The sequence below is a fragment of the Leptospira biflexa serovar Patoc strain 'Patoc 1 (Paris)' genome (assembly GCF_000017685.1).
Classification (GTDB): domain Bacteria; phylum Spirochaetota; class Leptospiria; order Leptospirales; family Leptospiraceae; genus Leptospira_A; species Leptospira_A biflexa.
Window position 1 is genome coordinate 275282 of record NC_010602.1, and the last position, 23756, is coordinate 299037.

At 38.7% G+C, this 23756-nt stretch carries 22 protein-coding genes and 1 pseudogene; 7 read left to right on the plus strand and 16 right to left on the minus strand.

The features are described from left to right. The first annotated feature begins 47 nt into the window (after positions 1 to 47). Positions 48 to 3134: an efflux RND transporter permease subunit gene (locus tag LEPBI_RS01385; RefSeq protein WP_012387316.1), complete on the plus strand. Its 3087-nt coding sequence runs from the start codon at positions 48 to 50 to the stop codon at positions 3132 to 3134. A 66-nt stretch (positions 3135 to 3200) separates the two neighbouring features. Here the strand turns inward: LEPBI_RS01385 and LEPBI_RS01390 are convergent, their stop codons facing one another. Further along, on the minus strand, positions 3201 to 4337 hold the full coding sequence (locus tag LEPBI_RS01390) for a DUF2804 domain-containing protein (RefSeq protein WP_226992845.1): 1137 nt from the start codon (positions 4335 to 4337) through the stop codon (positions 3201 to 3203). A gap of 26 nt (positions 4338 to 4363) precedes the next feature. Here LEPBI_RS01390 and LEPBI_RS01395 point away from each other — a divergent pair, with 26 nt between their 5' ends. Both LEPBI_RS01395 and LEPBI_RS01400 read left to right on the plus strand, forming a co-directional pair. Continuing rightward, complete coding sequence (locus LEPBI_RS01395) at positions 4364 to 6112, plus strand: GMC oxidoreductase (protein ID WP_012387318.1); 1749 nt, start codon at positions 4364 to 4366, stop codon at positions 6110 to 6112. A gap of 5 nt (positions 6113 to 6117) precedes the next feature. After that, positions 6118 to 7029 (plus strand): ankyrin repeat domain-containing protein, encoded by a 912-nt coding sequence (locus LEPBI_RS01400; RefSeq protein ID WP_012387319.1) that lies wholly within the window; start codon positions 6118 to 6120, stop codon positions 7027 to 7029. A 27-nt stretch (positions 7030 to 7056) separates the two neighbouring features. Here the strand turns inward: LEPBI_RS01400 and LEPBI_RS01405 are convergent, their stop codons facing one another. From LEPBI_RS01405 to rpmH, 8 genes and pseudogenes are all read right to left on the minus strand, one after another. Next, a complete protein-coding gene (locus LEPBI_RS01405; RefSeq protein ID WP_012387320.1) occupies positions 7057 to 8709 on the minus strand; it encodes a hypothetical protein in 1653 nt (550 codons plus the stop codon). Between the two features lie 75 nt (positions 8710 to 8784). Then, entirely contained in the window at positions 8785 to 9036 is a 252-nt protein-coding gene (locus tag LEPBI_RS01410; protein ID WP_012387321.1) for a hypothetical protein, read from the minus strand. 81 nt (positions 9037 to 9117) lie between these two features. Next, complete coding sequence (mnmE, locus tag LEPBI_RS01415; protein ID WP_012387322.1) at positions 9118 to 10503, minus strand: tRNA uridine-5-carboxymethylaminomethyl(34) synthesis GTPase MnmE; 1386 nt, start codon at positions 10501 to 10503, stop codon at positions 9118 to 9120. Then, positions 10496 to 11227: an RNA-binding cell elongation regulator Jag/EloR gene (gene jag, locus LEPBI_RS01420; RefSeq protein WP_012387323.1), complete on the minus strand. Its 732-nt coding sequence runs from the start codon at positions 11225 to 11227 to the stop codon at positions 10496 to 10498. Before jag ends, mnmE begins: the two co-directional genes overlap by 8 nt. Positions 11228 to 11255: 28 nt before the next feature. Next, on the minus strand, positions 11256 to 13205 hold the full coding sequence (gene yidC / locus LEPBI_RS01425; protein ID WP_012387324.1) for a membrane protein insertase YidC: 1950 nt from the start codon (positions 13203 to 13205) through the stop codon (positions 11256 to 11258). Between the two features lie 3 nt (positions 13206 to 13208). Then, positions 13209 to 13436 (minus strand): membrane protein insertion efficiency factor YidD, encoded by a 228-nt coding sequence (gene yidD, locus LEPBI_RS18805; RefSeq protein WP_012387325.1) that lies wholly within the window; start codon positions 13434 to 13436, stop codon positions 13209 to 13211. Beyond that, positions 13433 to 13738: pseudogene (gene rnpA / locus LEPBI_RS18810) on the minus strand (ribonuclease P protein component); the annotation flags it as partial. The pseudogene rnpA and the gene yidD, both read right to left, overlap by 4 nt. Positions 13739 to 13764: 26 nt before the next feature. Then, positions 13765 to 13926, minus strand: coding sequence for a 50S ribosomal protein L34 (gene rpmH / locus LEPBI_RS18815; protein WP_081431642.1), 162 nt, complete (start codon positions 13924 to 13926; stop codon positions 13765 to 13767). A gap of 246 nt (positions 13927 to 14172) precedes the next feature. On the opposite strand from rpmH, the gene LEPBI_RS01435 reads away from it, so the two are divergent. Beyond that, the gene (locus LEPBI_RS01435; RefSeq protein ID WP_012387326.1) at positions 14173 to 15327 is read left to right on the plus strand and encodes an MltA domain-containing protein; all 1155 of its coding nucleotides are present in this window, start codon (positions 14173 to 14175) and stop codon (positions 15325 to 15327) included. 30 nt (positions 15328 to 15357) lie between these two features. Here LEPBI_RS01435 and LEPBI_RS01440 read toward each other — a convergent pair whose 3' ends face one another. Next, entirely contained in the window at positions 15358 to 16014 is a 657-nt protein-coding gene (locus tag LEPBI_RS01440) for a TetR/AcrR family transcriptional regulator (RefSeq protein ID WP_041769570.1), read from the minus strand. 128 nt (positions 16015 to 16142) lie between these two features. Between LEPBI_RS01440 and LEPBI_RS01445 the strand changes: the two genes are divergently transcribed. Beyond that, complete coding sequence (locus tag LEPBI_RS01445) at positions 16143 to 16799, plus strand: DAPG hydrolase family protein (RefSeq protein WP_012387328.1); 657 nt, start codon at positions 16143 to 16145, stop codon at positions 16797 to 16799. After that, positions 16783 to 17391, plus strand: coding sequence for a glutathione S-transferase family protein (locus tag LEPBI_RS01450; RefSeq protein ID WP_012387329.1), 609 nt, complete (start codon positions 16783 to 16785; stop codon positions 17389 to 17391). The genes LEPBI_RS01445 and LEPBI_RS01450 overlap by 17 nt, the downstream gene beginning before the upstream one ends. On the opposite strand, the gene LEPBI_RS01455 is transcribed toward LEPBI_RS01450, so the two are convergent. Together LEPBI_RS01455 and LEPBI_RS01460 are read right to left on the minus strand one after the other, a co-directional pair. Then, entirely contained in the window at positions 17377 to 18300 is a 924-nt protein-coding gene (locus LEPBI_RS01455; protein ID WP_012387330.1) for a cation diffusion facilitator family transporter, read from the minus strand. The two genes, LEPBI_RS01450 and LEPBI_RS01455, sit on opposite strands and share 15 nt — an antisense overlap. Before the next feature lie 130 nt (positions 18301 to 18430). Then, a complete protein-coding gene (locus LEPBI_RS01460; protein ID WP_012387331.1) occupies positions 18431 to 20323 on the minus strand; it encodes a putative bifunctional diguanylate cyclase/phosphodiesterase in 1893 nt (630 codons plus the stop codon). An 88-nt stretch (positions 20324 to 20411) separates the two neighbouring features. Here LEPBI_RS01460 and LEPBI_RS01465 point away from each other — a divergent pair, with 88 nt between their 5' ends. After that, positions 20412 to 20921: an acyl-CoA thioesterase gene (locus LEPBI_RS01465; RefSeq protein WP_012387332.1), complete on the plus strand. Its 510-nt coding sequence runs from the start codon at positions 20412 to 20414 to the stop codon at positions 20919 to 20921. Here LEPBI_RS01465 and LEPBI_RS01470 read toward each other — a convergent pair. The 4 genes from LEPBI_RS01470 to LEPBI_RS01485 form a co-directional block, all read right to left on the minus strand. Beyond that, the gene (locus LEPBI_RS01470; RefSeq protein WP_012387333.1) at positions 20918 to 21241 is read right to left on the minus strand and encodes a DUF1330 domain-containing protein; all 324 of its coding nucleotides are present in this window, start codon (positions 21239 to 21241) and stop codon (positions 20918 to 20920) included. The two genes, LEPBI_RS01465 and LEPBI_RS01470, sit on opposite strands and share 4 nt — an antisense overlap. A gap of 22 nt (positions 21242 to 21263) precedes the next feature. Next, positions 21264 to 21878, minus strand: a complete 615-nt coding sequence (locus LEPBI_RS01475) for a class I SAM-dependent methyltransferase (RefSeq protein WP_012387334.1) — start codon at positions 21876 to 21878, stop codon at positions 21264 to 21266. After that, on the minus strand, positions 21868 to 23094 hold the full coding sequence (locus LEPBI_RS01480) for an MFS transporter (RefSeq protein WP_012387335.1): 1227 nt from the start codon (positions 23092 to 23094) through the stop codon (positions 21868 to 21870). The genes LEPBI_RS01475 and LEPBI_RS01480 overlap by 11 nt, the downstream gene beginning before the upstream one ends. An 83-nt stretch (positions 23095 to 23177) precedes the next feature. Next, positions 23178 to 23750, minus strand: a complete 573-nt coding sequence (locus tag LEPBI_RS01485) for a gamma carbonic anhydrase family protein (RefSeq protein WP_012387336.1) — start codon at positions 23748 to 23750, stop codon at positions 23178 to 23180. Between the last annotated feature and the right edge of the window lie 6 nt (positions 23751 to 23756).

The window sequence follows — 23756 nt, forward strand, 5'->3', positions numbered from 1 at the left end:
TGACTCACCAGTCAATATCTTAAACTTTTAGAAATTGTAGTCATATTATGAGAAAAGTTATCCATTTTTTTGTTTATAAACCACTCGTTGCAAACCTATTGTTTGTATTCTTGTTTCTTGCGGGAATCATTTCCGTTCTTTCTATGAAACGAGAAGCATTCCCTAGAGTGAATTTTCGTCAAGTGAGAGTTCTCACTGTGTATCCTGGTGCGAGTCCAGTCGATGTGGAAAAAAAAGTCACCATTCCCATCGAAGAGAAGTTACGCGAAGTAGAAGGACTTGATTCTGTTAGGTCGATTTCCAGAAACTCGGAATCAGATATTAGTATCAAAATTGATTTGGAACACAGTAATCCAGATGGAGTTGTGAATGATATCCGAAGAGCAGTGGACCGTGTCACCAATTTACCAAGTCAGGTAAAAGATCGTCCCATTGTCACAGAACAAAAAAGTTCCAACTTCCCCGTTCTTGAATTTGCGATCCATGGAGCGATGGACGAAATGGAACTCCAAGAGATGGGTCGTTTCATCGAAGACGAAATGCGTAAAGTTTCTGGCGTTTCTCGTGTGGATGCATTTGGGAAACGAAAGGAAGAATGGCGGATCCGTGTGGATCCTGATCTGAAAAAAAAATTCACAATTGGATTTGCTGATATCATCAATGCAATTTCCAAACGAAATATAAGTGTTCCCGCAGGATCGTTTTTAAGACCCATCACACAAGACATCCGTGTGACAGGGGAAATCAGTGAAATCAACGATATAAAAAATATCCCCATTCGTTCGAATGAAACAGGCAATGCCATTTTACTTTCTCAAGTTGCCAATGTAAAAGATACATACGAAAGACCCAGGGTACTTGCGGTTGTGAATGGGGAACCGGCCTATGTTTTACAAATCATCAAAAAGGATAGTGCCGACATCATTCGCACCGTTGAAGCTGTACAAGGTCGCATTGAAGAATTAAAAAAACAAATCCCAGCGAACATTCAATTTACGGAATTGAATAACGAAGGAGCAAGAGCTCTCAAACGACTGGATGTTGTGATCACAAACTCTTTACAGGGTTTGTTTTTAGTGGTCGTTGTACTCATTCTATTTTTTAGTTTTAAAGATTCACTCCTAACTAGTTTATCCTTACCACTCACTTTATTTGCCGCAACCATTGCATTTCCTATCTTTGATGTTTCCTTTAACTTGGTTTCGATGCTTGGAATCATCATCTCACTTGGGATGCTTGTGGACAATAGTATCATCATATCGGAAAATATTTATAAGTATCGATCCAAAAATTACGATTCAAGAGAAGCGGCAGTACTCGGAGCAAGTGAACTCTTTGTTCCTATCATTGGTTCTTATTTAACCACTGTTGCTGCCTTTTTACCAATGGCATTTATGTCTGGGATCATGGGAAAATTCATTTGGCAAATCCCATTTATGGTGATAGTGGCACTTACCTTATCTCTCTTTGAATCCTTTTTGTTATTACCAGTCCGGTATGCTCAATTCACTTCCAATGAAACGAAAAAAAGATCGAAACATAGAGAACGTTTCCGTTCGGTTTTAGAAAATGGTTTTGAATCCTTAAAAGCAAAGTTCACTCGTTTCATCACAAATGTTGTAGGAAGACCGTTCCTTGCTCTCGGTTGTATCCTCATTGTATTTTTGTCTTCTTGTGGATTAGTGGGACTGATGAATTTCAATTTGTTTCCAAAAGAAGGAATTGATTATGTATTAGTCCGAGCAGAATTCCCACCTGATTTTTCTGCACAAGAGACCGCAAAACAACTGCAATACTTCCAACCGATTTTGAATAAAATCAAAAAAGAAGAAGTACAAAGTGTAATTTTAAAAATTGGAATCCAACAAACTGACCCGACAGATCCACTCACAAGGATTGGGGAACAGTTGGGGATGGCCCAAATCATTCTAGTGCCTGAGACAGAAAGGAAACGCACTGCCCAAGAAATTTTTGGCGAACTCGAACCTGATCTAAAAAAATTACCAAATGCGATTTCCGTAATGGTGGATTTGGTTGTGAATGGACCGCCGATTGGTGCTGCGGTGACTGTTGCCATCGAGGGACGCGACTATAAAGTATTAAAGCAGATCTCAAATGAAATGCAGGATTTTTTAAGAAAACAGGATGGTGTCATCAACATCAATGATGATTACAAACCTGGAAGAGAAGAAATCCAAATCCGAGTCAAAGACACGGCATCTGCCATCACTGGCATTGATACGGAAATCACTGCGTATTACGTGAGAACCGCTATGGAAGGTTTGGAAGCATCAAATCTTCGAAAAGGGAAGGATGAGGTGAGAATCATCATCCAAAACGATGATCGGTTTCGGGATGGCATTGAAGATTTAGATTCCATTCGAATTTCTAATAAGTTTGGTCTCCTAACACCGATTACAGCTGTCACGACAAAAACAACCGTTCAGGGGATTGAAGCCTTGTATCATAATGATTATGAAAAGGCAATCACAGTGCTTGCGGATGTGAATGAAGCCATCACGAGTTCTTCCATCGTCAATGGGAAAATCGTCGATGAGTTCGGCAATATTGGTAAAAAATACCCTGGTTACAAAATCAAATTCCGTGGGGAACAAGAAGAAACAGCTAAATCCATGGTATCATTATTAGTTGCAGGGGTACTTGCATTTTTTGGAATTTTTGCCATCCTGGCAATCATATTCAATAGCATCAAAAAACCTGTGTTAATCCTATTATCCATTCCTTTAGGATTTGTGGGCGTTGTGTTTGGATTTTTGATTTCCGGTAAGGCTCTCAGTTTTCTTGCGATGATTGGAATCATTGGTCTTGCTGGGGTCATCGTGAACGCCTCCATTGTGTTAGTTGATACGATTGAGGAATTCCAATCAAGGGGTGAAGGCCTCCTTGAATCACTCATCACTGCTTCTTCCGAAAGATTTCGTCCGATCCTTGTGACAACGATGACAACCATGGCAGGGATGATTCCGACTGCCTATGCGATTGGAGGATCAGATCCTCTCCTCATTCCAATGACACTATCACTTGCTTGGGGACTCGGATTTGGAACCTTTGGTTCCTTAATTTTTATCCCGGCCAGTTTTTCTGCGTATTACAAACTAAAGAAAAGAGCCTAATCCATTTCGTAAGTTTCATTCGTGGAGTCATTGAATCAAATGTTCTTGTTTAATGACTCTTGTCCTTTAGTAATGATTGAGAACGTCCTCGGCAAAACCAAGTACGTTCTCTAATTTGATTTTTTTCCCGTTATCCAATACAACAGTTCCATGAAAGGTTCCAAATACTTGGTGTTGGACAGATTTGATGATGAGAAAATTCATATAAGAGTTACGATCGACAATTGGTTTGAAATCTAAATCCAAACGGTTGTTATTGGAAACAAATTTCCATGGTGCCATATAATCTTTTGTGTTGATCATGAATTTTACTTCATCAAGTTTGTGAATCTTCCCATCATATAAGATTACGTTTTCAGAAGCGGGGGTTCGATCAGAAAATCCATAACCCAAATTGAGACCAAATGGTTTTCCATCAATCCTTGCAGAAACAGAACCCCAATACCAACGATTTTTATATGTCCAAACCCCTCTACCCCAATCCAAAGCACCAAAGTCTGTCTTTGCATCGAATTGATAAGTTGTGTTTCCGATGACAACTTTCCCTTTTGCAGGCATACAGTTGATTTTGGTATTGTAATAGAATGCCTTTCTGTTTTCTTTCCAGGAAGTGGCAATGTTCATGGTATCCATTTTGGGTTCAGAGAGTTCGATGGTGCCTTGGATGCCTTTCGAACCATCAGGAGCTTGGAATTGTTCTGATCCAAATTCGAGCGTACGTTTTCCGTCTCTCACTTCAAATCGTAGATGTAACTTTTTGTCTTGAAACGAAACCACACCGAGATCGTTTGTTCTCGGAAAACCTGTTTTTCCTAAGGGGAATACTGATAGTGTATCAATCTGTTGGAAAGTCGCTTTTTTAAAATCTAAAAAGCAGATTGCGAATAAACCCGCATAACCTAAGTCAGATGCTGTAAGTGTGATACCAAATTCTTTTGTTGGGGAAAGAATCGAATAATAATCCCATTCTTTGATCCGAAGTTTAGAAGCGGCAATATTTTCCCGGTTATAAGTCCAAAGAGGTGAACGTGCCCAACCTTCTTCTGTTATGGTTCCATCTGCATTTAATAAAGGGATTTGTTTTTTGATCTCAGGCATGAACCGATTCAAAACCGATGATTTGATTCGACCAGAAGTTTTTTTCAAATTCAAAAGAGCGAATTGACAGAAAATGAATTCATAGAGAGAATCGGATTCGCTCATTCTCCACAAACAAGGAAAAACGAACCATGAACCAAACCATTCCAAAAGAACAAAAATTTGATTACGACGTGATCATCGTTGGGTCAGGATTTGGTGGTTCTGTTTCTGCGTATCGTCTTTCGCAAAAAGGGTACAAAGTATTAGTCATAGAATCCGGAAAAAGATGGAAGGCAGGTGACTTTCCTAAAACCAATTGGAGTCTACGAAAGTATTTGTGGATGCCCAAATTAGGTTTTTATGGAATCCAACGAATCAATTTACTGAATGATTTTTTACTTGTGAGCGGATCAGGTGTTGGTGGTGGCTCACTCGTATATGCCTGTACTTTATATGTGCCTTCATCCAAAGTTTTAAATTCACCATTGTATTCCAAGATGGGTGGAGAGAAAGCTTTGTTACCTTATTATGTTGTAGCAAAGCATATGTTAGGTGTTACGGAAAATCCACAATTGTGGGAACCAGATCATTTATTACTTGAAACGGCAAAATCATTTGGAAAAGAAGATACATTCCGAAGGACACCAGTTGGAATTTATTTCGGAAACAAAAAAGATCTTAAAGATCCTTTTTTTGAAGGAGATGGCCCTGACCGTGATCCTTGTAATTATTGTGGTGGTTGTATGGTGGGGTGCCGACACAATGCAAAAAATACATTGGATAAAAACTATTTGTACTTAGCAGAAAAGTTAGGTGCTGTCATATTACCTGAAACAAAGGTAACTTCACTCATCCCTCTCAATGAAAAAGGAATCCCAGATCCTGAAGCAAGTGGCGAATTTGGATATGAGCTGGAAACCAAGAGTACAACTGGTTGGTTTGGGTATCCTAAAAGTAAATTTCGTTCGAATCAAGTGGTTCTATCTGCTGGAGTCATGGGAACTGTTGGCTTACTCCTCAAGATGCAACAAGAAAACAAAATGATCCGATTGTCAGAGAAGTTAGGTGATACGGTTCGTACGAATAGTGAGACTGTTTTGCCAGTCACAGTACCAGCAAGTCACAATGCTGACTATTCCAGAGGGATTGCTATCACATCCTCAGTCCATCCTGATGAAAATACTCACATTGAACCTGTACGTTATTCCAAAGGTTCTGATTTTTTTGGAGTCCTTGCCAGTGTGATGACAGACGGTGGTGGAAAGTTTCCAAGGCCATTGAAATTTTTTTGGACCATGGTGCGCCACCCACTTTATTTTTTAAAGGCCCACAATCCGTTTGGTTTTGCAAAAAACTCGATCATCTTACTTGTCATGCAAACGGTAGACAATAGTGTGCGACTGGTTCGAAAGAGGCGCTTCATTTGGCCCTTCCAAAGAACGATCACTTCAGCCCTGTCCACAGGAGAGCCAACACCAACATACATTCCGATCGCCAATGCGTTTACTCGAAAATTAGCAGAAATTGTTGGTGGAATCCCACGTAGTTCTCTTAACGAAACTTTACTATCGGCACCTGTGACAGGTCACATCATGGGTGGTTGTATTGTTGCCGAGTCACCAGAGAAAGGTGTGATTGATTTGGAAAACAAAGTATTTGGATACGAGAATTTACGAGTTTGTGATGCTTCGATGTTAACAGTCAACTTGGGTGTGAATCCAAGTCTTACCATCACTGCTTTATCGGAACGTGCGATGAGCCTTATCCCACCAAAAGAAACAACACAGATTCAATTTTTGAAGTTTGAAGTGAAACGTGGATTTGACAAAACAATTGCCTTCAAACCCACTAAACGTGTTGTTAAAAAATCGACAACGACAAGGAAACAATTATCGTAACAAGAATGAGTTTGATTGAGGTCGCGAAATCGGGGAGTATCGATGAGTGGGATTTGTGTTTAAAAGAAGGAGAAGATCCCAATGGATTGGATACGTATGGAACCAATGCCCTTTCCTGGATGTTAAAAGTAGACAATGTAAATTTGTTCCGACATGCGATCCTAACCGGTGCTGATCCGAATTCCCCATACCGAACTCCTGGCAATGTGATTTTTGATGTGATCAGTCAAAATCGAACTCAGTTTATGGACGCACTAATAACAACAGCGACTCATTGGAAATCTTCACCTAACATTCAAACGCGAGACAAAGACGGAAATACAATTTATCACTTGTCTGTTTTGGAATCTTGCGAACCGCTCTGGGAAGTTCTCCATGAACAGATCACTGATGATATTATTTCCTTAAGAAATGAAAGCGGTCGTTCGCTTTTTTTAGAAGCCATCATTGAAAATCGAATCGAAATTCTATCCTATTTACTCAAAACATTCCCCCAAGTGAAAGACCATTCTGACAGCGAAGGCAAAAATGCCCTTCATTTAGCAGCGGAACGTAATTTAGATGAAGTATGTTCCATACTTCTGGAAGAAGGAACGATCGACCTAGAAACTAGAGATAACTATGGTAATACGGCATTATTTTTATCAGCTTCTTCTGACGGAGTTGAGTCAATGAAGGAACTTCTCTATGCGGGTGCCAATCCATTTGTTTGGGGTGAAAATGATGAATCCATTTCTCGGTTACTGGATAGAGAAAAATTTGGACATTGTCTGAAAACTTGGAAAGACTATGTGATCCAAAAAGCGATCTTAGGAGAAGTGTATTCCTTCAGAAAAGAAATGATCCAATACATCCAACAAGAAAAACCTTTCAAACCAGAAGAGCTCGCCAAAGCAAAGTTAGTAGATTTGATTTAAATCTGAATTAAAGGAATACACAACTCACTATTTTTGAGGAGTTGCATCATTGCCTATAAATTTTGGTCCATAATTTCCCTCTCGGTCGGTATGGTTTCGTTCGAACCGAGGGCGCTCAAATGTAAAATGTTGTTCAATATTGGTTTTGAAGGGAGCATTCTCCGGAGATTCTCCAAATTGTTTGAGCTCCGATGTTTTTAAGACAGTCCTTGGGTGTTTCCCAAGTCTACCTTGGAATTGAAAGAATGAGGCAACTGATTTGTCTACTTTGTGGTGACCATCAGGGTCCATCACTGCCTTTTGGTTCACCCAACCTGGTTCCTCCCAGATCACAATTTTTTCGATCCTTTGTTTGATCATACTGCGTGCGTCTACGATTTGGGTGGGAAAGGGATTTATTTCTACCCCAGTAGCTGGAGTTTCCATTTTTTCCTTTGGAAAGACTGTTTGCGATTGAGACTTTTGGATCGTTGTCCCTGGACCAATCGTAACAGCCGCGAGTTCTTTTTCAGAAAGATCAGAAGGCAAAATTAAGATCGATTCTTTGGGATCAAAGCTTGGAAATACATCCCAAGGGTCAGAAATATAATTAAACAGAAAGTTTCCTGCATTTAATTTTACCGTATAACCACCATATGCTGACGTTGGATTTCCTCCATCCGCACCCATATTCCCTTTGGCCACATAGAGTATGGGATGATTTTTGATAGAATTGAGATTCCGAAAGTCTGTATCTAACAAAATATGGTTGTGACCAGTGAGTAAAATCCGTTTCGGTTTTCCCTCTTTTGAAATGAGAAGTGCATACGATTCTAAGTCACCTTGGTGGATGTTTCCAAATTTGGTAGGGCCTTCATTCCAATCATACCAAATCCAATACGACACCACCATATCACCATTTCCTACTTCATACCAATAATTGGCATCATCGCGAAAACCAGGAAGGGCTTCTTTTTGTGTTCCCGACACTCTTGTTTCTGCATACCGAACGTGAGCATACAAATGAGTAGGGTTTTCTTTGTAAGTTTGTTCTGGAAATTCTACATAATTCCAAGTCGTTTGGCCTTTTGACTTTCTTCTAAGATCTTTTTCTGGCAAAGGATATTCTTTTGAAACAAAATGTTCTGCATATTTTTCAATGTTAGATGGTAAGTGTTTTTTATCTTTGTGAAAAACAAGAATTGGGGCAAACTTTTTGGCGATCTCCTCTTGGATTCGATTGGGAATTCTGTTTTCTTGGCTCACAAATCGAAATTCTTTTGTAATAATTGCACCTAACGTAGAAATGTCGGATGGAGAATACCAAAAAGGATTATGGCCAGGAGAAAACTTGCCATGAACTATATCAATGCCTTGGACTTTGATCGCGAGATGCGTCCAATCCTTAGGGAGAGTTTGATTGATTTTAAGACTTGCCGCATTCGATTTAATTTTTCCTAGATCATAACTGTTTTCTAAAATCGGAATATAACAGTCATTTGCTGTTGGTTTGTCACATTTATAAAATTGAAGTAAAAAGGAAATGGATTCTCCATTTAACTCTTTCGGGATTGCCGATAGTTTGAATTGAAACGTAATGTTTGTAGGCAGATTGACTTGTAAGTTATTTAGGGAAGCTGACTTACAAGTAAGGATGGTGAAGAGTAAAAAGGTAGAAGGGAGAAGGTGTTTGTAATTCATAATTTGTGGAACAAAGAATTTAAAAATAAAAAAACCCCTGGTGTCAGGGGTTTTTCCAATGGAAGATAGAAAGTATTATTCAGCGTCTTTCTTAGCTTTCTTTTCTTTTTTGGCTTTCTTAGCTTTTTTAGCCTTTTTCTCGCCATTTTTGTTATTCTTTTTCTCTTTTTTCTCACCGTCTTTGTTGTTCATTTTGTCTTTTTTAGGTTTAACGGTTTCAGAAGCTTCTTCCGCTTGCATCGTTGGTTCTTCGTCTGCTTCTGTTTGCGCAAACAAACCAAAACTGCTGAAAGAGAAAAGAGTGAGAATCACAAGAAATTTTTTCATTTTTTACCTCGTATCGAATGTGCGACCAATTAGATACTAATTCGGTGATTATACAATCTTAAATTTTTGACTAGAACCGATTTATTTTCCGACACAAAATTTGCTGAAAATTCGACCCAAAATTTCCTCATTTTCCACAACTCCATTCACTTGGCCAATTTCATGCAAAGCGACATTAATTTCCTGGATATAAATTTCTGCGGGAGCGTTGTTTTCCATCAATTGGATGGCTTCCGATAAACAAGATTCAATTTTTTGAATGTGATACCGTTGGCGGTCTTCTAATAAGACCAAGTCTTCCGTATCATCTTTGGATGTTAATTTTGATTTTAACAATTCTAATAATTCGGGTATCCCTTGTTTTGTTTTACAGGAAATTTCTGAAATAGTGAGTTGGAATTCCTCTTGGATATCATGAATAGATTCCGTATGCCAAGAAGGATGTTTTGAATCTATTTTGTTGGCAACAATAAGGGAACCGAATAGGCGATCTTTGTGTTTGAGAAGGAATGATTGTTTTTCAAATGGAAGAGATGTATCGATTAAAAATAATTTAACATTGGCACTATCTGCTTCTCTTTTGCTCCGTTCAATGCCCATCTGTTCGATGTTGTCGGTTGTATCCCGGATTCCTGCTGTGTCAACAAGCCGGATAGGGATTCCATCCAAACTCAATTCTTCGGCAATATAATCCCTAGTTGTTCCAGGAACATCGGAAATAATGGATCGATCCTTTCCGATAAGCAAATTCATAAGACTCGACTTTCCAGTGTTAGGTTCTCCATACAATACTACAGTAGATTGTAATATGTAAGATTCCGCTCTTTCAGAGTCTTTGATGAGCTTAGAACATAAATTTTTTAGAGCCACCATTCTATTTTTTCGTTCTTCTAAACTCTCGAAGGTTAGGTCTTCTGTAGAAAAATCAATTTCGGCTTCACATTCTGCTTTGAGTGAAATTAAATCGCTTCGAATTTTGGAACTTAATTTTGTGATTTCACCAAATACATTTTTTTGGGCGAGTTCCAATTCATATTTGGATCGTGCTTCAATCAATCGACTGATCGCTTCAGCGCCAGATAAATTGATTTTGCCATTCATATAGGCACGTTTCGTAAATTCACCTTTTTGTGCAGGTCGTGCTCCCTTTTCAAATAACACATGAAGGGCTCGTTTTAATAAAAGTGGATTTCCGTGGAGATGAAATTCGGCTAAATCTTCACCTGTGTAAGAGTTAGGCGCTGGAAAGTAAAAGAATACAATTTGGTCTAGAGGTTTTCCATTTTCGACAAAGTCGCAAAAGATGGCAGAACGTTTTTGATTTTGTAGGAAGGTTTCTGTGAGGGGTTTTTGATTTTTTTCTAGAACAGCAAGGGCGATAGGCATCACCAAGGAACCCGAGACCCGAAGGATACCAATCGCTCCGGGGCCTTGGGCAGTGGACAATGCCGCTATGGTATCAATCAAGATCTTCTTGGTCGACTCCATCGGCAAAATCTTCAACAGGTAAACCTTTTTTAGATGGATCTTCCAAATCTTTGTATTTGTGTTTTTCTTTGGCAGAAATCACGCGAACACGTTTGAAAGTTCCGTTTCCTTCTGATCTTGTAAACACTCTTTCATCTTCTTGGATTGCCATGTGGACAATTCTTCTTTCAAAAGGATTCATTGGATCGAGTAGTTTTGACCTTCCCGATTTGATGACAGAGGCAGCAACTGATTTTGCTAATCGAATGAGAGATAACTCGCGTTTGTCGCGATAAGATTCAATGTCTAAAACAATTTTGCGGTTGTGACGAATTTTTGGATCTACCATCAAATTGAGAAGGAATTGGAGTGAATCCAAAGTGCCTCCACGTTTTCCAATGATGAGACCAGATTCTTTACTGGTTAGTTCCACATAAATTTTTCCGTCTACGTCACCCATACCAACAACTTCTGCAGGGATTCCCATTTTTTTCAAAATGGTGATGATCACCCCATGTATGATTTTTTCTGATGGGATATCGGTGTTTGCAACAAACGCGCGTACAACGGCAGGTTTTTTTTGAGTGATCCCTAAAAAGCCGGACTTTCCGGAATCAACTACTTCGAAACGTAAGTCGCCGGATTGGAGTCGAAGGGTTTCGAGAGTATAATCCTCTGCTTCCCCTTTCGTTTTTCCTTCGGCTTCGAAAATGTAATTATTCATCTGTGATCTTCCTTGTTAAACAATGATTTCATTTTTTCTTTTTGTTTTGGTTTCTAAAACCAGGTCTTGCCATTGCTTGTGCGTTATTGGCAGGAGTTGGACCGCTTGGTGTCGGTTTTTTGTCTTCTGATTTAACAAACTTGTTTGTATACACTTGTTGAGCGATGGACAAAATGTTTTGCATGGTCCAATACATCGTCACACCGGCAGGCATTGACCAGAAGAAGTATAACATGATGACAGGCATCATATACATCATCATCTTTTGGTTTGGATCTGTAGACACAGTCGTCATTTTCGATTGGACCACTTGTGTTGCGACCATGATGAGTGGCAGGATGTTGATCGCCAAAGTGCCAATGAAAGCTAACTTTGGAGTGGTGAAAACTGTATCTGGTTCACTCAAATCTTTGATCCAAAGGAAAGGTGAATTCCAAAGGTCTACTGTGTCAGAGAAGGCGGTATAAAGAGCGATAAAGATTGGAATTTGAATGAGCATCGGAAGACAACCCGCCATTGGGTTGGTGCCATTCTTTTTATAAAGTTCAATCGTCTTTTCTTGTTTGAGTTTTGGATCATCCGCATATTTTTCATTGATGAGTTTGATTTGCGGAGATAACTCTTGCATCTTCTTCATTGATTCCGCTTGTTTTTTGTTCAGCGGATAAAAAGCCAATTTGAAGAGAATTGCAAATATCACGATCGCCCAACCGTAGTTAGGTATGACCAAATAGATCTTTTTTAAGATCCAAACAATTCCATTGCGGAGTGGGGTGGTGATCCCTTGGTTGAAGGATTTGTCGAGTGATTCACTTAAGCCCGCAAAGACAGAGTCATTGTTGATTTTTGGATCAAGTTTGCTGTCACGAAATGCAGTGCCATCTAATTCTCTGACCCCTACATAGGCCGCATAATCTAATTTGATTTCTTCTCCAGGACCCAGTTTCCAATTGTCGTAAACAAGGAGAACTCCGGTTTCATTGCCCTTTCGGTTATCAAGTAAAACTCCAGCTGGTTTGTCATCCAGTGGATCGATCACTCCAATGAAATAACGACTTCCTGTTCCAACGAAGTCAACTTTGTCGTTCGAACCTTTTTTAATTTCATAACGAGTGTCTTTTCCTTCGTTTGATCCAAATAGGTTGTCAAAAAAACCTTGTGAGCTTGTTCCATCAACGTGGTCTTTAAAACTTCCATCCAAATAGTAATAACGGAAATAATGTGCATTGTCTCTATCGTTAAAGTCTTCTTTTTTCTTCAATATTGGACCAAGGGAACTAAAGGATCGAAAGTACACATCCGATTTTGTTGGGGATATATGAATGGTTTCGCCAGTTCTGTTTTTCAGTGTTAAGTGAAATTTAAAATAATTTTCAGATGGGAAAAACTGAAACCGTTTTTGGATGGTGAATTTCCCATCGAGCGATGGAGCTTCGAAGATAACAGTTTTGGTATCGGCATTGTAACTAGAGCTAAAGTTGACTAAGTTATACGCAGAAAAAGGAATCGTGTCTTTGTCTTCGATGATGTTGAAGTCAAACCCTTGGCCCCTTGTGAGTTCCACTGCCTTTTCGGTTTGTCCATCAAAATCAATTTGGAACTTGGGATCCTTTGCGATCACAAATTCAGAACCATCTGGTTCTTTATGGTCTTTGATATAATATTCTGTGATCCTTCCGCCTAAACTTGAAAATCGAACTAAGAATGAATCTGTTTTGAGTGAAAATGTTTTTACATCTTCAGTTTTGACTGGATTCAGTTTCGTAGATTCAGTAGTGGCTTTTTTAATTTCTGCCTTGGGATCAGCAGTTGTTGTTTTGTTTGTATCAGTATTTTCTGTTTTCGAAACCTCATCTACTGCTTTGGGTTTTGGCGGTTGCGGTGGAAAAAAAATATAATTGATCCCCATCCATACTGCTAAACTTAAAAATAAAGCGAGGAATAAGCGACCTTGTCTGTTTGTGGAATCGTTTTGCATAATTTAACTCTTGTTATAAGATTTCGGTAATGGGTCATGTCCACCTTCGTGATAAGGGTGGCATTTAGAAATTCGAACGACACTCAACACAAACGCTTTGTACCATGGATAAGTTTCAAACGCTTGTTTGGCGTATTCAGAACAGCTCGGAGTGAATCGACATGAGGGAGGTAAGAATGGAGAAAGCAGTTTTTTGTAGAGAAAAATGAGAACCAAAAACAGCCGATTCATGGGAATTGTTTTAGTGCCGAAAGGAACAAAACCTCTCGGTCTTCCTTAGATAATTTCGCAAAACCTATCTGTGCCAGCAGGGCACAATCGTATCCTACTGGGATCAGAGAAAGATGTTTCCGAACCAGTTCCCTTAGGATTCGTTTCGAACGGTTGCGAAGAACGGCAGTTTTGTGAGTTTTATCGGGGCAAAATAAAAAACTGGCAAAAGGAAGGCCGTTTTTCCGAACAAGCCAACGAAGTGGTGGCTTGCCCATTTTTCGATTCTGACGAAAGAGTTCCTGGATCCTGGTTTGGTCGCGAAGGGTCTCCGAAGGAAGCTCCTAAATTAGAACTTTCTCCCGATTTTTTCGTCGGAAACAGTCAACTTAGCGCGTCCTTTTCTTCTTCTGTTCGCTATCACATTTCTTCCGCCTGGGGTGGCCATTCTGGCTCGGAATCCGTGAGTTCTCACGCGTTTAATTTTACTCGGTTGGAATGTACGTTTCATGAAACACCTAATTTATCTATCTATGATCGCAAAAATATGAGGTCTTTTGAAAGGTTTTTGGTACCCCCATGGAAGTCAAGGGGAATTGGTAAAAATGATTGGACAGATGAGATCTTATGTGACATAAGACAGATTCTCCCCTCTCTCCAGGTGAATTCCTTTTGTCTCTACTGCTTTTCCTCTTCAAAAGGAATGGGAATGCACAAAGGAAGGTAAAACGTGGAATGGGAGTAACGTGATTCCCCTATGAAACGAGAACTTGCCAGATACCATTCCGATTCGATTCCTTGGAAAGAGTTAGGCTCGAGTTTCCAATGGCTTTTCCTTCTTTTTTTTCTCATTCCAACTCTTTCTATTTTCCACTTCGGCATCCATGCAAAGCCAATCCTTACCAAATCGAAAGCCCTTGATTCTAAGACAAAACACTCTGCTCTCCATCTTGCTCTGAATGAGTCCATCCAATACCTACAAAAACTCCCAGAAGAAACAAATTTTTTGGTGCTAGGGAAAACATATCATCGAAATGAAATTTTACACCCACTGCAAAAGATTCAAAAACAAATGTTGGTTGGAGACGCGAAGTATGATTTGCGTTTGGCGATGCGACCGTATTTCCATGAGGTAGAATTAAAAACAGGGAATGATCTCCCTCTGATCACTGGGTATTATGAAGTGCGGGTCCAAGGAAAAACCAAACCAGAGGGGCACTATGCTCACCCGGCACTTGTCCCACCCAAACGAGGAAAAGTAGACGCAAAAGTTGTCTCCTTTCCACGAGAGTATTGGAAAGAAGAATCCCATTGGAAATCCCATTCGCAAGCAATCGTTTTCCTTCGTTTGACGGATTTACACTTAGCGCAATTGGAAGGATCCGCGCTCGTACAAACCGAAACAAACGAAATCTTTCGTATAAATTATGCCGCCGATAATGGATTGGATTATATCAGCCCTTCGATTCATTTAACAGGAGTTTGTCCTAGCTTAAAGCCTTATCATCTTTCTAATTGTATCAAAACCAATCCAAAGGAAGTAAGCGATGCGATTTGGAAAAATCCAAGGTATATCTTTTTTGAAAAAGAAATGATTCCAAAAAAGCATGGTTTTGTTATGCGAGCAGGTCCATTGGGGAGTGGTGGTATACGACTCGTGGAAGGAAGATCAGTGGCGATGGACAAACAAATTCCCTTGGGATTTCCTGTCCTTTTGCATTTTAATTCCACTAAACAGACATATGACGACCATCTGGCATTTGTTCATGATCGGGGGAATGCCATCCAAGGTGAGGGACGCGTGGACTTTTATTTGGGAAATGGGGAAGGAGTGGAAGAGGTAGCAAACCAACTGTTCACCAAAGGAAAGGTGGTATTACTCGTTCCCAAAAAAAATAAACCTTCTATTTAAAATGGAGATGATCAAATTTCATCCGAACAATTATTTTTGATTCGAAATCCCTTGGTAAAAGATACTGATTATGGATTGAATTTCCAAATCAACATCGATTGGAAATTTGGGAGCTAATATAAATTTAGTAATTAAAAAACTTGCCCCCAAACTAAATGAGGCCCTCACGATTTGATTGGGATCTAAGTCGTTTCGAATCTCACCTTTTTTCTGAAAGTAACGAAATGCTTCCATCGAGGTATCATACAAATTAACTTTCCACATTTGCCCAAAAATCTCTGCAAATTCCTTTGAAAATAGAAGGGCGCCGAGTAGGAGTTTTAGTTTTTTTGGATCTTTTGCAACAGCTTCATAGCGTGCCTTCAATATCGAAGTATACCATTCTTTAAAATTTGGGTCCAAATTTTGGATTCTTTCTTTTAAGTCTGACATGTGACCAGGTAAAATGGTTTGCAGTAATAGACCTGATAACACTCGTTTGTATAGATCATGTTTGGTAGGAAAGTATTTAAAAAGAGTACGTTCCGTGACGCCAGCTTCTTTTGCCAGTTCTGCCGTTGTGGCCCCACTGAATCCAAATTCTGCAAAAACATCTTCTGCCGCCCGCACGATGTCCTTTTCCTTCTCAGTTTGAGGATTTAGGTAGGCTTCGAATTCATTTTGTAAGAGTTTTAAGGTAAGTTTCATCAGAATTTTTTTAGTCTATTTGGAATCATTTTTTCTCAGTGGGATATTTTTTCGATTGATTTTTTGTATAGTATTTACTTTACATAGGATAAAGCAAAGTATAGTATTTACTATACAGGAGAATTGGTATGAAATATGTCAAATTAGGTCTGTTACCCAAACTTGAAATTGAGTGGCTTCGTAAATCTGTGGATTCAGCCGAATCAGGAAGGGAAATTTTACCTGATGGGCGAGTGAAGTATTGGATCCGGCATGAGATTTTGGAAGGCGTTTCTCCCAAAATGTTGGTTTGGTGGTTTCAAAATTTAGAGGGTGAGATCGAATACAAAGGGAAAGTTTACAATCGATACCATGTTTGGCATCCTGAAGATCATGTACATGTGAGTTACGAAAAACGTAGAACAGACGGATCGGTTGGCCCAGGTGCAATATTACGGATCGTGGAATACTTAGGGAGACAAAAAAAATACATAGTCAATGTGACAAGTCCCATTGAGAAATTAGATGAAGAAGGATTCATCCATTGTCCTCGATTGTATGGATTATTCCCACTCGCAAGAATGGAATATCGTTTTAAAGAAATGCAAAATGGAACATTTTATGAAAATTCGCTCATCGTTGGTTGGAAAGGGATATCATTTCGAATCTTAAGACCAATTTTCGAATTTCTATTCTTTGACAAAAAACACGGATCTGCTTGGATCAAACATAATATTGAAGAAGTGGGTCAGTTTCAAAGTTTTTTACCTGATCTTTATAGGAAACTAAATGAAAATTTACGGTGATCACCAATCCGGTAATTGTTACAAACTACAGTTAGTTGCATCTTTCTTAGGAATCACATATGAATGGATTCAGTTGGATATTAAAAATGGAGATACCAAAACCGAATCATTTTTAAAATTAAATCCGAATGGGAAAATACCAATACTTGTTTTAGATGATGGAAAGGTATTATCGGAATCAAATGCAATCTTAAATTATTTGGCAGAGGGAAGTGAATTCCTACCGAAGGATCCTTACCTAAGAGCAAAAGTATTACAATGGCAGTTTTTTGAACAATATAGCCATGAACCGTATATAGCTGTGGCTAGGTTCATCCAACATTATTTAGGAATTCCTGAAGAGAGAAGAGTTGAATATGAATCAAAACAATCTGGAGGGCATAAAGCCCTCAAAGTGATGGAAATTCAATTGGAGAAAACTCCGTATTTAATCGGCGATTTTATGACGATAGCAGATATTAGTTTGTTTGCCTATACACATGTGGCAAACGAAGGTGGATTTGATTTGTCGCAATATCCAAAAATCAATCAATGGATTGAAAGAATTAAAAATCAAAAACAATTCATTCCAATGAAATCAATTGATATGTAGATTACATTTTTCTTCGTCAGTTTCTAATTCAATGGTTGTGTGAATGATCTCATATTGAAGCGCTATCTTTCGGATTTGTTCTTTGATTTTTTGAAATTGGTTTAATTTTATTTTTTGATCTAACAAGACATGAAGTGAAGCCACATGGTGATTTCCATCCAAACTCCAAATTTTGATATCGTGTATTGACTTCACACCTTTGATTTTATTCCAATCAGAAATTAAATCAGATCGATTGAGTGATACGGGAACGGCTTGTAAAAATACACGCATCACTTGTTTGGTGTTTCCATAAGCGTTGTACAAAATCCAAATCGCAATCGCTAGTGATAACATTGGATCAAACCATGGTACGTCCCAAAAGTACATAATCACACTTCCAACGAGGACGGCAATCCACCCGAGGATATCCTCCAAAAAATGTAAAAAGACTGCTTTTTCGGAAAAGCTTGATCCATGTTGCAATCGAAGCATGGCAATCCCATTTACTAGAACACCAACAATCGCTAATAGAAACATCACATCTGCTTTTGACTCAACGGGAGTGATGAACCGTTTGATGGATTCGATGATCATAAAGATGGATCCAACAGATAATAAAACTGAAATGATGAGGGCACCTAAGATAGAAAAACGTTTGTACCCATAATCAAAATGGCGATCAATGGGTCTTGCGGAAACTTTTTGTAGATACCAAACAAATGCAAGCGAGAGAGCATCTCCAAAATCATGAAAAGCATCAGAAATGATGGCGATACTATTGGAGTAAATCCCACCAACCAATTCAAAAATCGAAAAAAATAAATTTAAAACAAACGCCAAAGCTAAATTTTTGGAAGCAGAAGAATGATGGTGCGAATGGTCATGGTGTTTTGTTTTGTGATTCGTATGATCGTGGCCTTGTCCCATGTGGATAGAATTGAATTTATCTTGAAAGGTTGCAACTAGGAAAGAAAAGATTTGGTTCCAGAGTGAATTTGAAAATGATGCAACTCGATTTCAATCAAAACAAATTTGCGAAACAAGTTGTTATTCAATTTCATTCAAAAAGGATTATCGGTTTTGAATAAATATAACCTTGGACGATATGGCAGGATGTTTTTTTCAGTCGAATGATTTGTTCCTCTCTTTCGATTCCTTCGGCGATTGTTTTTAATCCAAGGGAGTCTGCTAAATGGCATATGGATTCCAATAGTAAAAAATTTCGATCAGAGATAGCGATATCATCTAAAAATGATTTATCGATTTTTAACTCATCAAATTGAATTTTTTGCATATAATGTAAGGAAGAATATCCTTTTCCAAAATCATCTAAGGATACGGATATTCCATTGGATCGAAGAGAAGATACAATCTTTTGAATGGTTTCGATCTCATCAATGAAGACATCCTCTGTGATTTCAAAAATAAGAATGTTTGGATCGACAGATTGTTTTTTTAAATATTCAATTACGTATTCATTAAAGTTTGGGTATAAAAAGAATATCGGAGAGATATTGATGGATATTTTAATTTGATGCCCATACGATTCCAATAGTTTTGGAATTTGACTGACAACTTTTTGGAAAATATTTTTACCGAATGGAACGATGAGATCCGATTTGGTGATGATTGGTATAAATTCTTCTGGAGATATATCACCAAACTCGAGTACATTCCATCGGGCCAGAGCTTCCAATCCAACAACTGTTTGTGTTTTGATATCAACCTTTTCTTGGTAAGCAATTCTGAATTCACTGTTTTCGATCGCCTTCTCCAATTGGTTTTTTAGTTTTTGTTCTCTTTCAATTTTTTTCTCCATTTCTGGTTCAAACCAAACTAAATGACGAATCGACTCTTCTCTAGCCACATTCATTGCAATTGATAATTTACGTATGACTTCATCCAAATCATTTGCTTCTGTTGGAAAGTGAATTCCAGAAACGCGGTATTGTAACCTGTGACCCAGTCTATCAGGTGTGAGGGTTTGGTTATTATTCAAATCAAATTTGACAATTGCATCTTCGATTCTTGTTCTGGATGAGTTTTGAATCCAGAGGATAAATTCATCTCCACCCAAACTGGCTACCATAATATCTGGTCTTTCCAATGTGTATTGTTTGAGGATATTTCCAATGAGAGTTAATATTTGATCACCGAAACCAATACCATGTAAGGCATTGATAACCTTAATCCCTTTGATGTTGATCAGTAAAACATAAGCTTCACTTTGACCTAATGAAATCCGATTCTGAATGGATCGTTCAAATAAATAACGATTGGGCAATTGTGTTAGAGAGTCAAAATACGCAAGTTTGTCGATCTGTTGGTTTGATTTTAAAATTTTGGCTCTTGATTCTTTCAGATAAACAATGTTTTTAATTAATTTGGCTCTGAGACGTTGGATCAAAAATCCAGAGAGAATGGAAAATATAAACAAACTGACTGATTTAAAAAACCATTCTGTTGGACTTTGGTTTCTCATCCCTAATTCTTCGGGAAAAAATAAAACAGAAAGGTAAACACAAATTCCAAATATAGCTGGAACTATTGAAATCAGGATTGCAGAAACTAAACTAGGGATAGGAGGTAAAAATACAAAAAAAGTTATGATGATGAAAGCAAGTGAGATCTCGCCGGTTCCGAGTAAACCACTTCTCAAAAAAGACAATACAGAAATAAAAATGGCAGTGCCGATCAAAGTGAGCACACGAATGATGAGGGGGACTTTGTTTTTTAAAATATACTCTAATAAAAATAGAACGGAGATTCCTAAATCAACGGTAAAGAATATAAAATCGATCTCACCTGACTTGGTTAAAAGTGGTGTTAGATGCAAACAAGCAGCCGCGAAAAAAAGTCCAGAGGCAGCGAACAAAAATCTCCGGAGAAGTGGTCCTGTATCCTTTCGGAATTTTAGCCAATAGACGTAGTTTCGTTTGTCAGTGATCATTTGCCCTTTACTTCCAAAATTTGTCTAATGTCGGCATGTTTAAAAAAGTCTTTTCGAAACAAAACGTCAAGACTAAGTTATCCTCATTGTGTCCTCTCCTAATGAATTATCACCCAAGTCACCGCAAGAATCAGCTGTAGAAACTAGACATATCGTTTTGCCTAACGATGCCAATCACTACGGAACCGCTTTTGGTGGTGCGATCATGAGTTGGATCGACTTAATAGCTGCCATGTCCGCTCAAAGGCATTCGGGAAGGGAAGCAGTTACGGTGAGTATCGATCGAATCAATTTTATCACTCCGATCCAGATTGGTGACCATGTGAATCTAAAGGCAATGGTCAATTATGTGGGAACAACTTCGATGGAGGTTGGCGTACAGGTGAACCGCGAAAATCCATATACGGGTGAGATGGTGAGGGCAACGACCGCTTATCTTTCGTTTGTTGCATTAGATGAAAATAAAAAACCAGCTCCAGTTCCACCTTTGAAGTTAGAGACGGATCTCGAAAAACGAAGGTTTGCCGAGGGAAAAATGCGAATCGAAATGGCAAAAGAATTTTCTGCAAAAATCAAAGCCAATCGGAAGATCCTTTAATCCACGAAACGTTCGTACTCTGCAATTTGTGTTGTACTTTCAACGGAAGGTACAAAGTATTTTTCTCGAACTTTTTTGTATTCGGGATCTGCAAAAAAGTTCAGTTTAGATTCTTTATTTTTGAAATAGATCAGGAACACTCGGTTGATTGGCTCTTTCGTTTCTGATTTTAACATTTCTTGGATTTTAAAATCATACCGAAACCCACCTTCGTATTGCTCTAAAATAGGTTTCATGGCCTTACGATACTCTGTATAAAGGACTTCATCTTTGACTTGTAACCCAACAATTGTTTCGAACGATAAAATTTCTTTTTCCATGTCTTTACTCACATAATATGGTTTAAATGTTTTTTTTGAATCTTCCGAAGACAAAATTTTGAACCGTTCCAAACGGTGTCTGGTGGTCTTCTCTTTGGAATTTAATAGGCAAAAATTCAGGAGAAAATGTTTCTGTTAGGGTCGCTTCTGTGTACTGTTTGATTTCGAGCCCACTACATTTTTTGGGACCATCGTTACTAAAAGTTCCGATGATGAGTTCTCCCTCTTGGTTCAAAGCATTCAATAAATTTCTTTTGTACGCGGAAATGGAGTCCTCGTCTGTTAAAAAATGGAAAACAGCACGGTCATGCCAAATGTCAAATTTGGTTCCGGTTTGGAATTTTGTGATATCAGACACAATCCATTGGACATCTTTTCCTTTTTCACCTAATCTTTGTTTGCATCTGCTAAGTGCGTTTTCGCTAATGTCTAATACGGATACATTTTGGTAACCAAGAGCAAGTAAATGGTCTACTAGATTTGATTCTCCACCACCCACATCAATGATTTGTGCTGATTTAGGTTTGTTTGTTCTCTGAATCAATTCTAAGGAGAGAGTTGGAATGTTTTGGGTCCAACTCACTTCATTGGGTTGTTTTTCTGTATAAATTGTTTCCCAGTGTTTTTTATTGTCCATGATTCAAAATCATTTTCCTTTTAGTCTGAATGAAGTACATCGTGATGATAGAAACAAAAACCAAAAAAGGTATACTCACCAAATTTAGGGACAACCATCCAATTTTATGTTCGAGATATCCTGCGCTATAGGTAGAAAGAATGGCTAACGAATACACGATGGTATCGTTGAGTGCTTGGATTGTGTTTTTTTCAGATGGATGGTATTGTTCGACAAGTAAGTTTGTCCCACCGACATACATAAAATTCCAACCGATTCCAAGTAGGATGAGTGCGACTGCAAATGGTAAAAACTCAGTTCCCTGTATAGCCGAAACACATTCGAGTCCCATCACAAATACACCTAACAAAATTAAGTAGGGTGCTGTCATCTTACGAACAAGGAATCCGGAGAAAAAGGAAGGGATGTACATTCCGAGTACGTGCCATTGTAAAACCATTGTTGAGGCATGCATTTGATGACCGTGTGACTTCATCGCTACAGGAACTGCTGTCATGAGCATTGCCATCAGACCGAAACTAAAGGCAGTGGCAAGTACCGAAACCCAAAGACCTAAATTTTTGAAATGAAAAGAAAGTGGCCGGGCGATTTCTCTTGGAGATAAGGAATTTGTGGATTCATCTTCTGTTATAAATCGTTTGTTAGGTGAAGGTAAAAAGGTTATGAACAAAAATTGTAGCGTGAGACTTGCAATGAGAATTAAATAACATCCCAAGTATAGTGTCGAAGGGAACAGTTCTTTTCCTTGTAATCCAGCAAGTGGACCAAGAAAGGCCGCAGGTATCCCCGCAAGTAGGATCCAAGACAATGCATTGGCACGGTCATGTGTGGGAACTGATTCCATGGCCACAAATCGAAGGTACTGGATAAAGGATTGGTGGAGACCAAATAACAAATGTGCGGCGGAAAAAAGGATAAAACTTTTTTCCGACATGGCATATGTCGCAAGAATGGCTCCAAAAATTCCTATGATGGTACCAAGGAGTAACCCATACTTACTCCCTTTCCATTTCATAAATTTTGAAGCAGGGACAAGTCCAAGCAGTGTCCCTAAAATCACAAAAGAAATGGGAAGGGACGCCGATTCAGGAGAAGGGGCGATGGACTGGCCCGCAAGAGCCGAGACAGCCATAATCATCACAGTCCCGATTTGGAAGACCGTTTGGGTGATGGAAAAAATTCCAAGGACTTTGACTTTATTTAAGAAATGATTCATAGTAGGAAATGTTGATTGGACCCGTTTATGGAAATTTGATTCTCATTTGTTTGGTTAGACAGATCGTATCATATCCACTGCATCTAAATTCCCAGTTTAAGCAAGATTTCTTTGGCTTGCGTGACAAAATGAACTTCTTCTTCTTTTTGAAACGGTAAAAATTGATTTTGTGCAAAACGTACGGATAGGTGAGCATACTCTATGCATCCAGCGACTGTGAGTTCTGGTTTGGCCTTCCTTTCGAAAATTTTGATATCAGAACCATCGGGAACCACAAGGGATCGTGGTGGGATTTTTTTTCCTCCGCGAATCATACAACCTGCTGCAATTTGAGAACCATCTCCGATTTCAGCATTGTCGAGAACAATAGAACCAATGCCAATCAGTACAGCCCTTCCAATTTTGCAACCGTGGATCATCACGTTATGACCAACTAATGTATACTCACCAATGGAAATTGGACTTGTAGAGTCTGTGTGTAGAGTGGAGTTATCTTGGATATTGACAAAATTTCCCAATTTAATTTGGTTCATATCTGCGCGGACGACAGCACCAGGCCAAATGGAAACGGAAGTTCCATATTCAATCATTCCGAATGCTGTAGCATTTGGATGGATGAATGGTTTAGTAAAATTAGGAATTTCAGTGTACGACATGGATCA

Bases quoted from the DNA above. Each gene is read 5' to 3' on its own strand.
- LEPBI_RS01485 (WP_012387336.1), bottom strand. From the start codon at position 23,750: ATGTCGTACACTGAAATTCCTAATTTTACTAAACCATTCATCCATCCA.
- LEPBI_RS01460 (WP_012387331.1), bottom strand. From the start codon at position 20,323: ATGATCACTGACAAACGAAACTACGTCTATTGGCTAAAATTCCGAAAG.
- LEPBI_RS01435 (WP_012387326.1), top strand. From the start codon at position 14,173: ATGAAACGAGAACTTGCCAGATACCATTCCGATTCGATTCCTTGGAAA.
- LEPBI_RS01455 (WP_012387330.1), bottom strand. From the start codon at position 18,300: ATGGGACAAGGCCACGATCATACGAATCACAAAACAAAACACCATGAC.
- LEPBI_RS01385 (WP_012387316.1), top strand. From the start codon at position 48: ATGAGAAAAGTTATCCATTTTTTTGTTTATAAACCACTCGTTGCAAAC.
- LEPBI_RS01445 (WP_012387328.1), top strand. From the start codon at position 16,143: ATGAAATATGTCAAATTAGGTCTGTTACCCAAACTTGAAATTGAGTGG.
- LEPBI_RS01450 (WP_012387329.1), top strand. From the start codon at position 16,783: ATGAAAATTTACGGTGATCACCAATCCGGTAATTGTTACAAACTACAG.
- yidD (WP_012387325.1), bottom strand. From the start codon at position 13,436: ATGAATCGGCTGTTTTTGGTTCTCATTTTTCTCTACAAAAAACTGCTT.
- LEPBI_RS01440 (WP_041769570.1), bottom strand. From the start codon at position 16,014: ATGAAACTTACCTTAAAACTCTTACAAAATGAATTCGAAGCCTACCTA.
- LEPBI_RS01405 (WP_012387320.1), bottom strand. From the start codon at position 8,709: ATGAATTACAAACACCTTCTCCCTTCTACCTTTTTACTCTTCACCATC.
- LEPBI_RS01400 (WP_012387319.1), top strand. From the start codon at position 6,118: ATGAGTTTGATTGAGGTCGCGAAATCGGGGAGTATCGATGAGTGGGAT.
- LEPBI_RS01395 (WP_012387318.1), top strand. From the start codon at position 4,364: ATGAACCAAACCATTCCAAAAGAACAAAAATTTGATTACGACGTGATC.
- LEPBI_RS01470 (WP_012387333.1), bottom strand. From the start codon at position 21,241: ATGGAAAAAGAAATTTTATCGTTCGAAACAATTGTTGGGTTACAAGTC.
- LEPBI_RS01390 (WP_226992845.1), bottom strand. From the start codon at position 4,337: ATGAGCGAATCCGATTCTCTCTATGAATTCATTTTCTGTCAATTCGCT.
- LEPBI_RS01475 (WP_012387334.1), bottom strand. From the start codon at position 21,878: ATGGACAATAAAAAACACTGGGAAACAATTTATACAGAAAAACAACCC.
- jag (WP_012387323.1), bottom strand. From the start codon at position 11,227: ATGAATAATTACATTTTCGAAGCCGAAGGAAAAACGAAAGGGGAAGCA.
- LEPBI_RS01480 (WP_012387335.1), bottom strand. From the start codon at position 23,094: ATGAATCATTTCTTAAATAAAGTCAAAGTCCTTGGAATTTTTTCCATC.
- yidC (WP_012387324.1), bottom strand. From the start codon at position 13,205: ATGCAAAACGATTCCACAAACAGACAAGGTCGCTTATTCCTCGCTTTA.
- rpmH (WP_081431642.1), bottom strand. From the start codon at position 13,926: ATGAAACGTACATTCCAACCGAGTAAAATTAAACGCGTGAGAACTCAC.
- LEPBI_RS01410 (WP_012387321.1), bottom strand. From the start codon at position 9,036: ATGAAAAAATTTCTTGTGATTCTCACTCTTTTCTCTTTCAGCAGTTTT.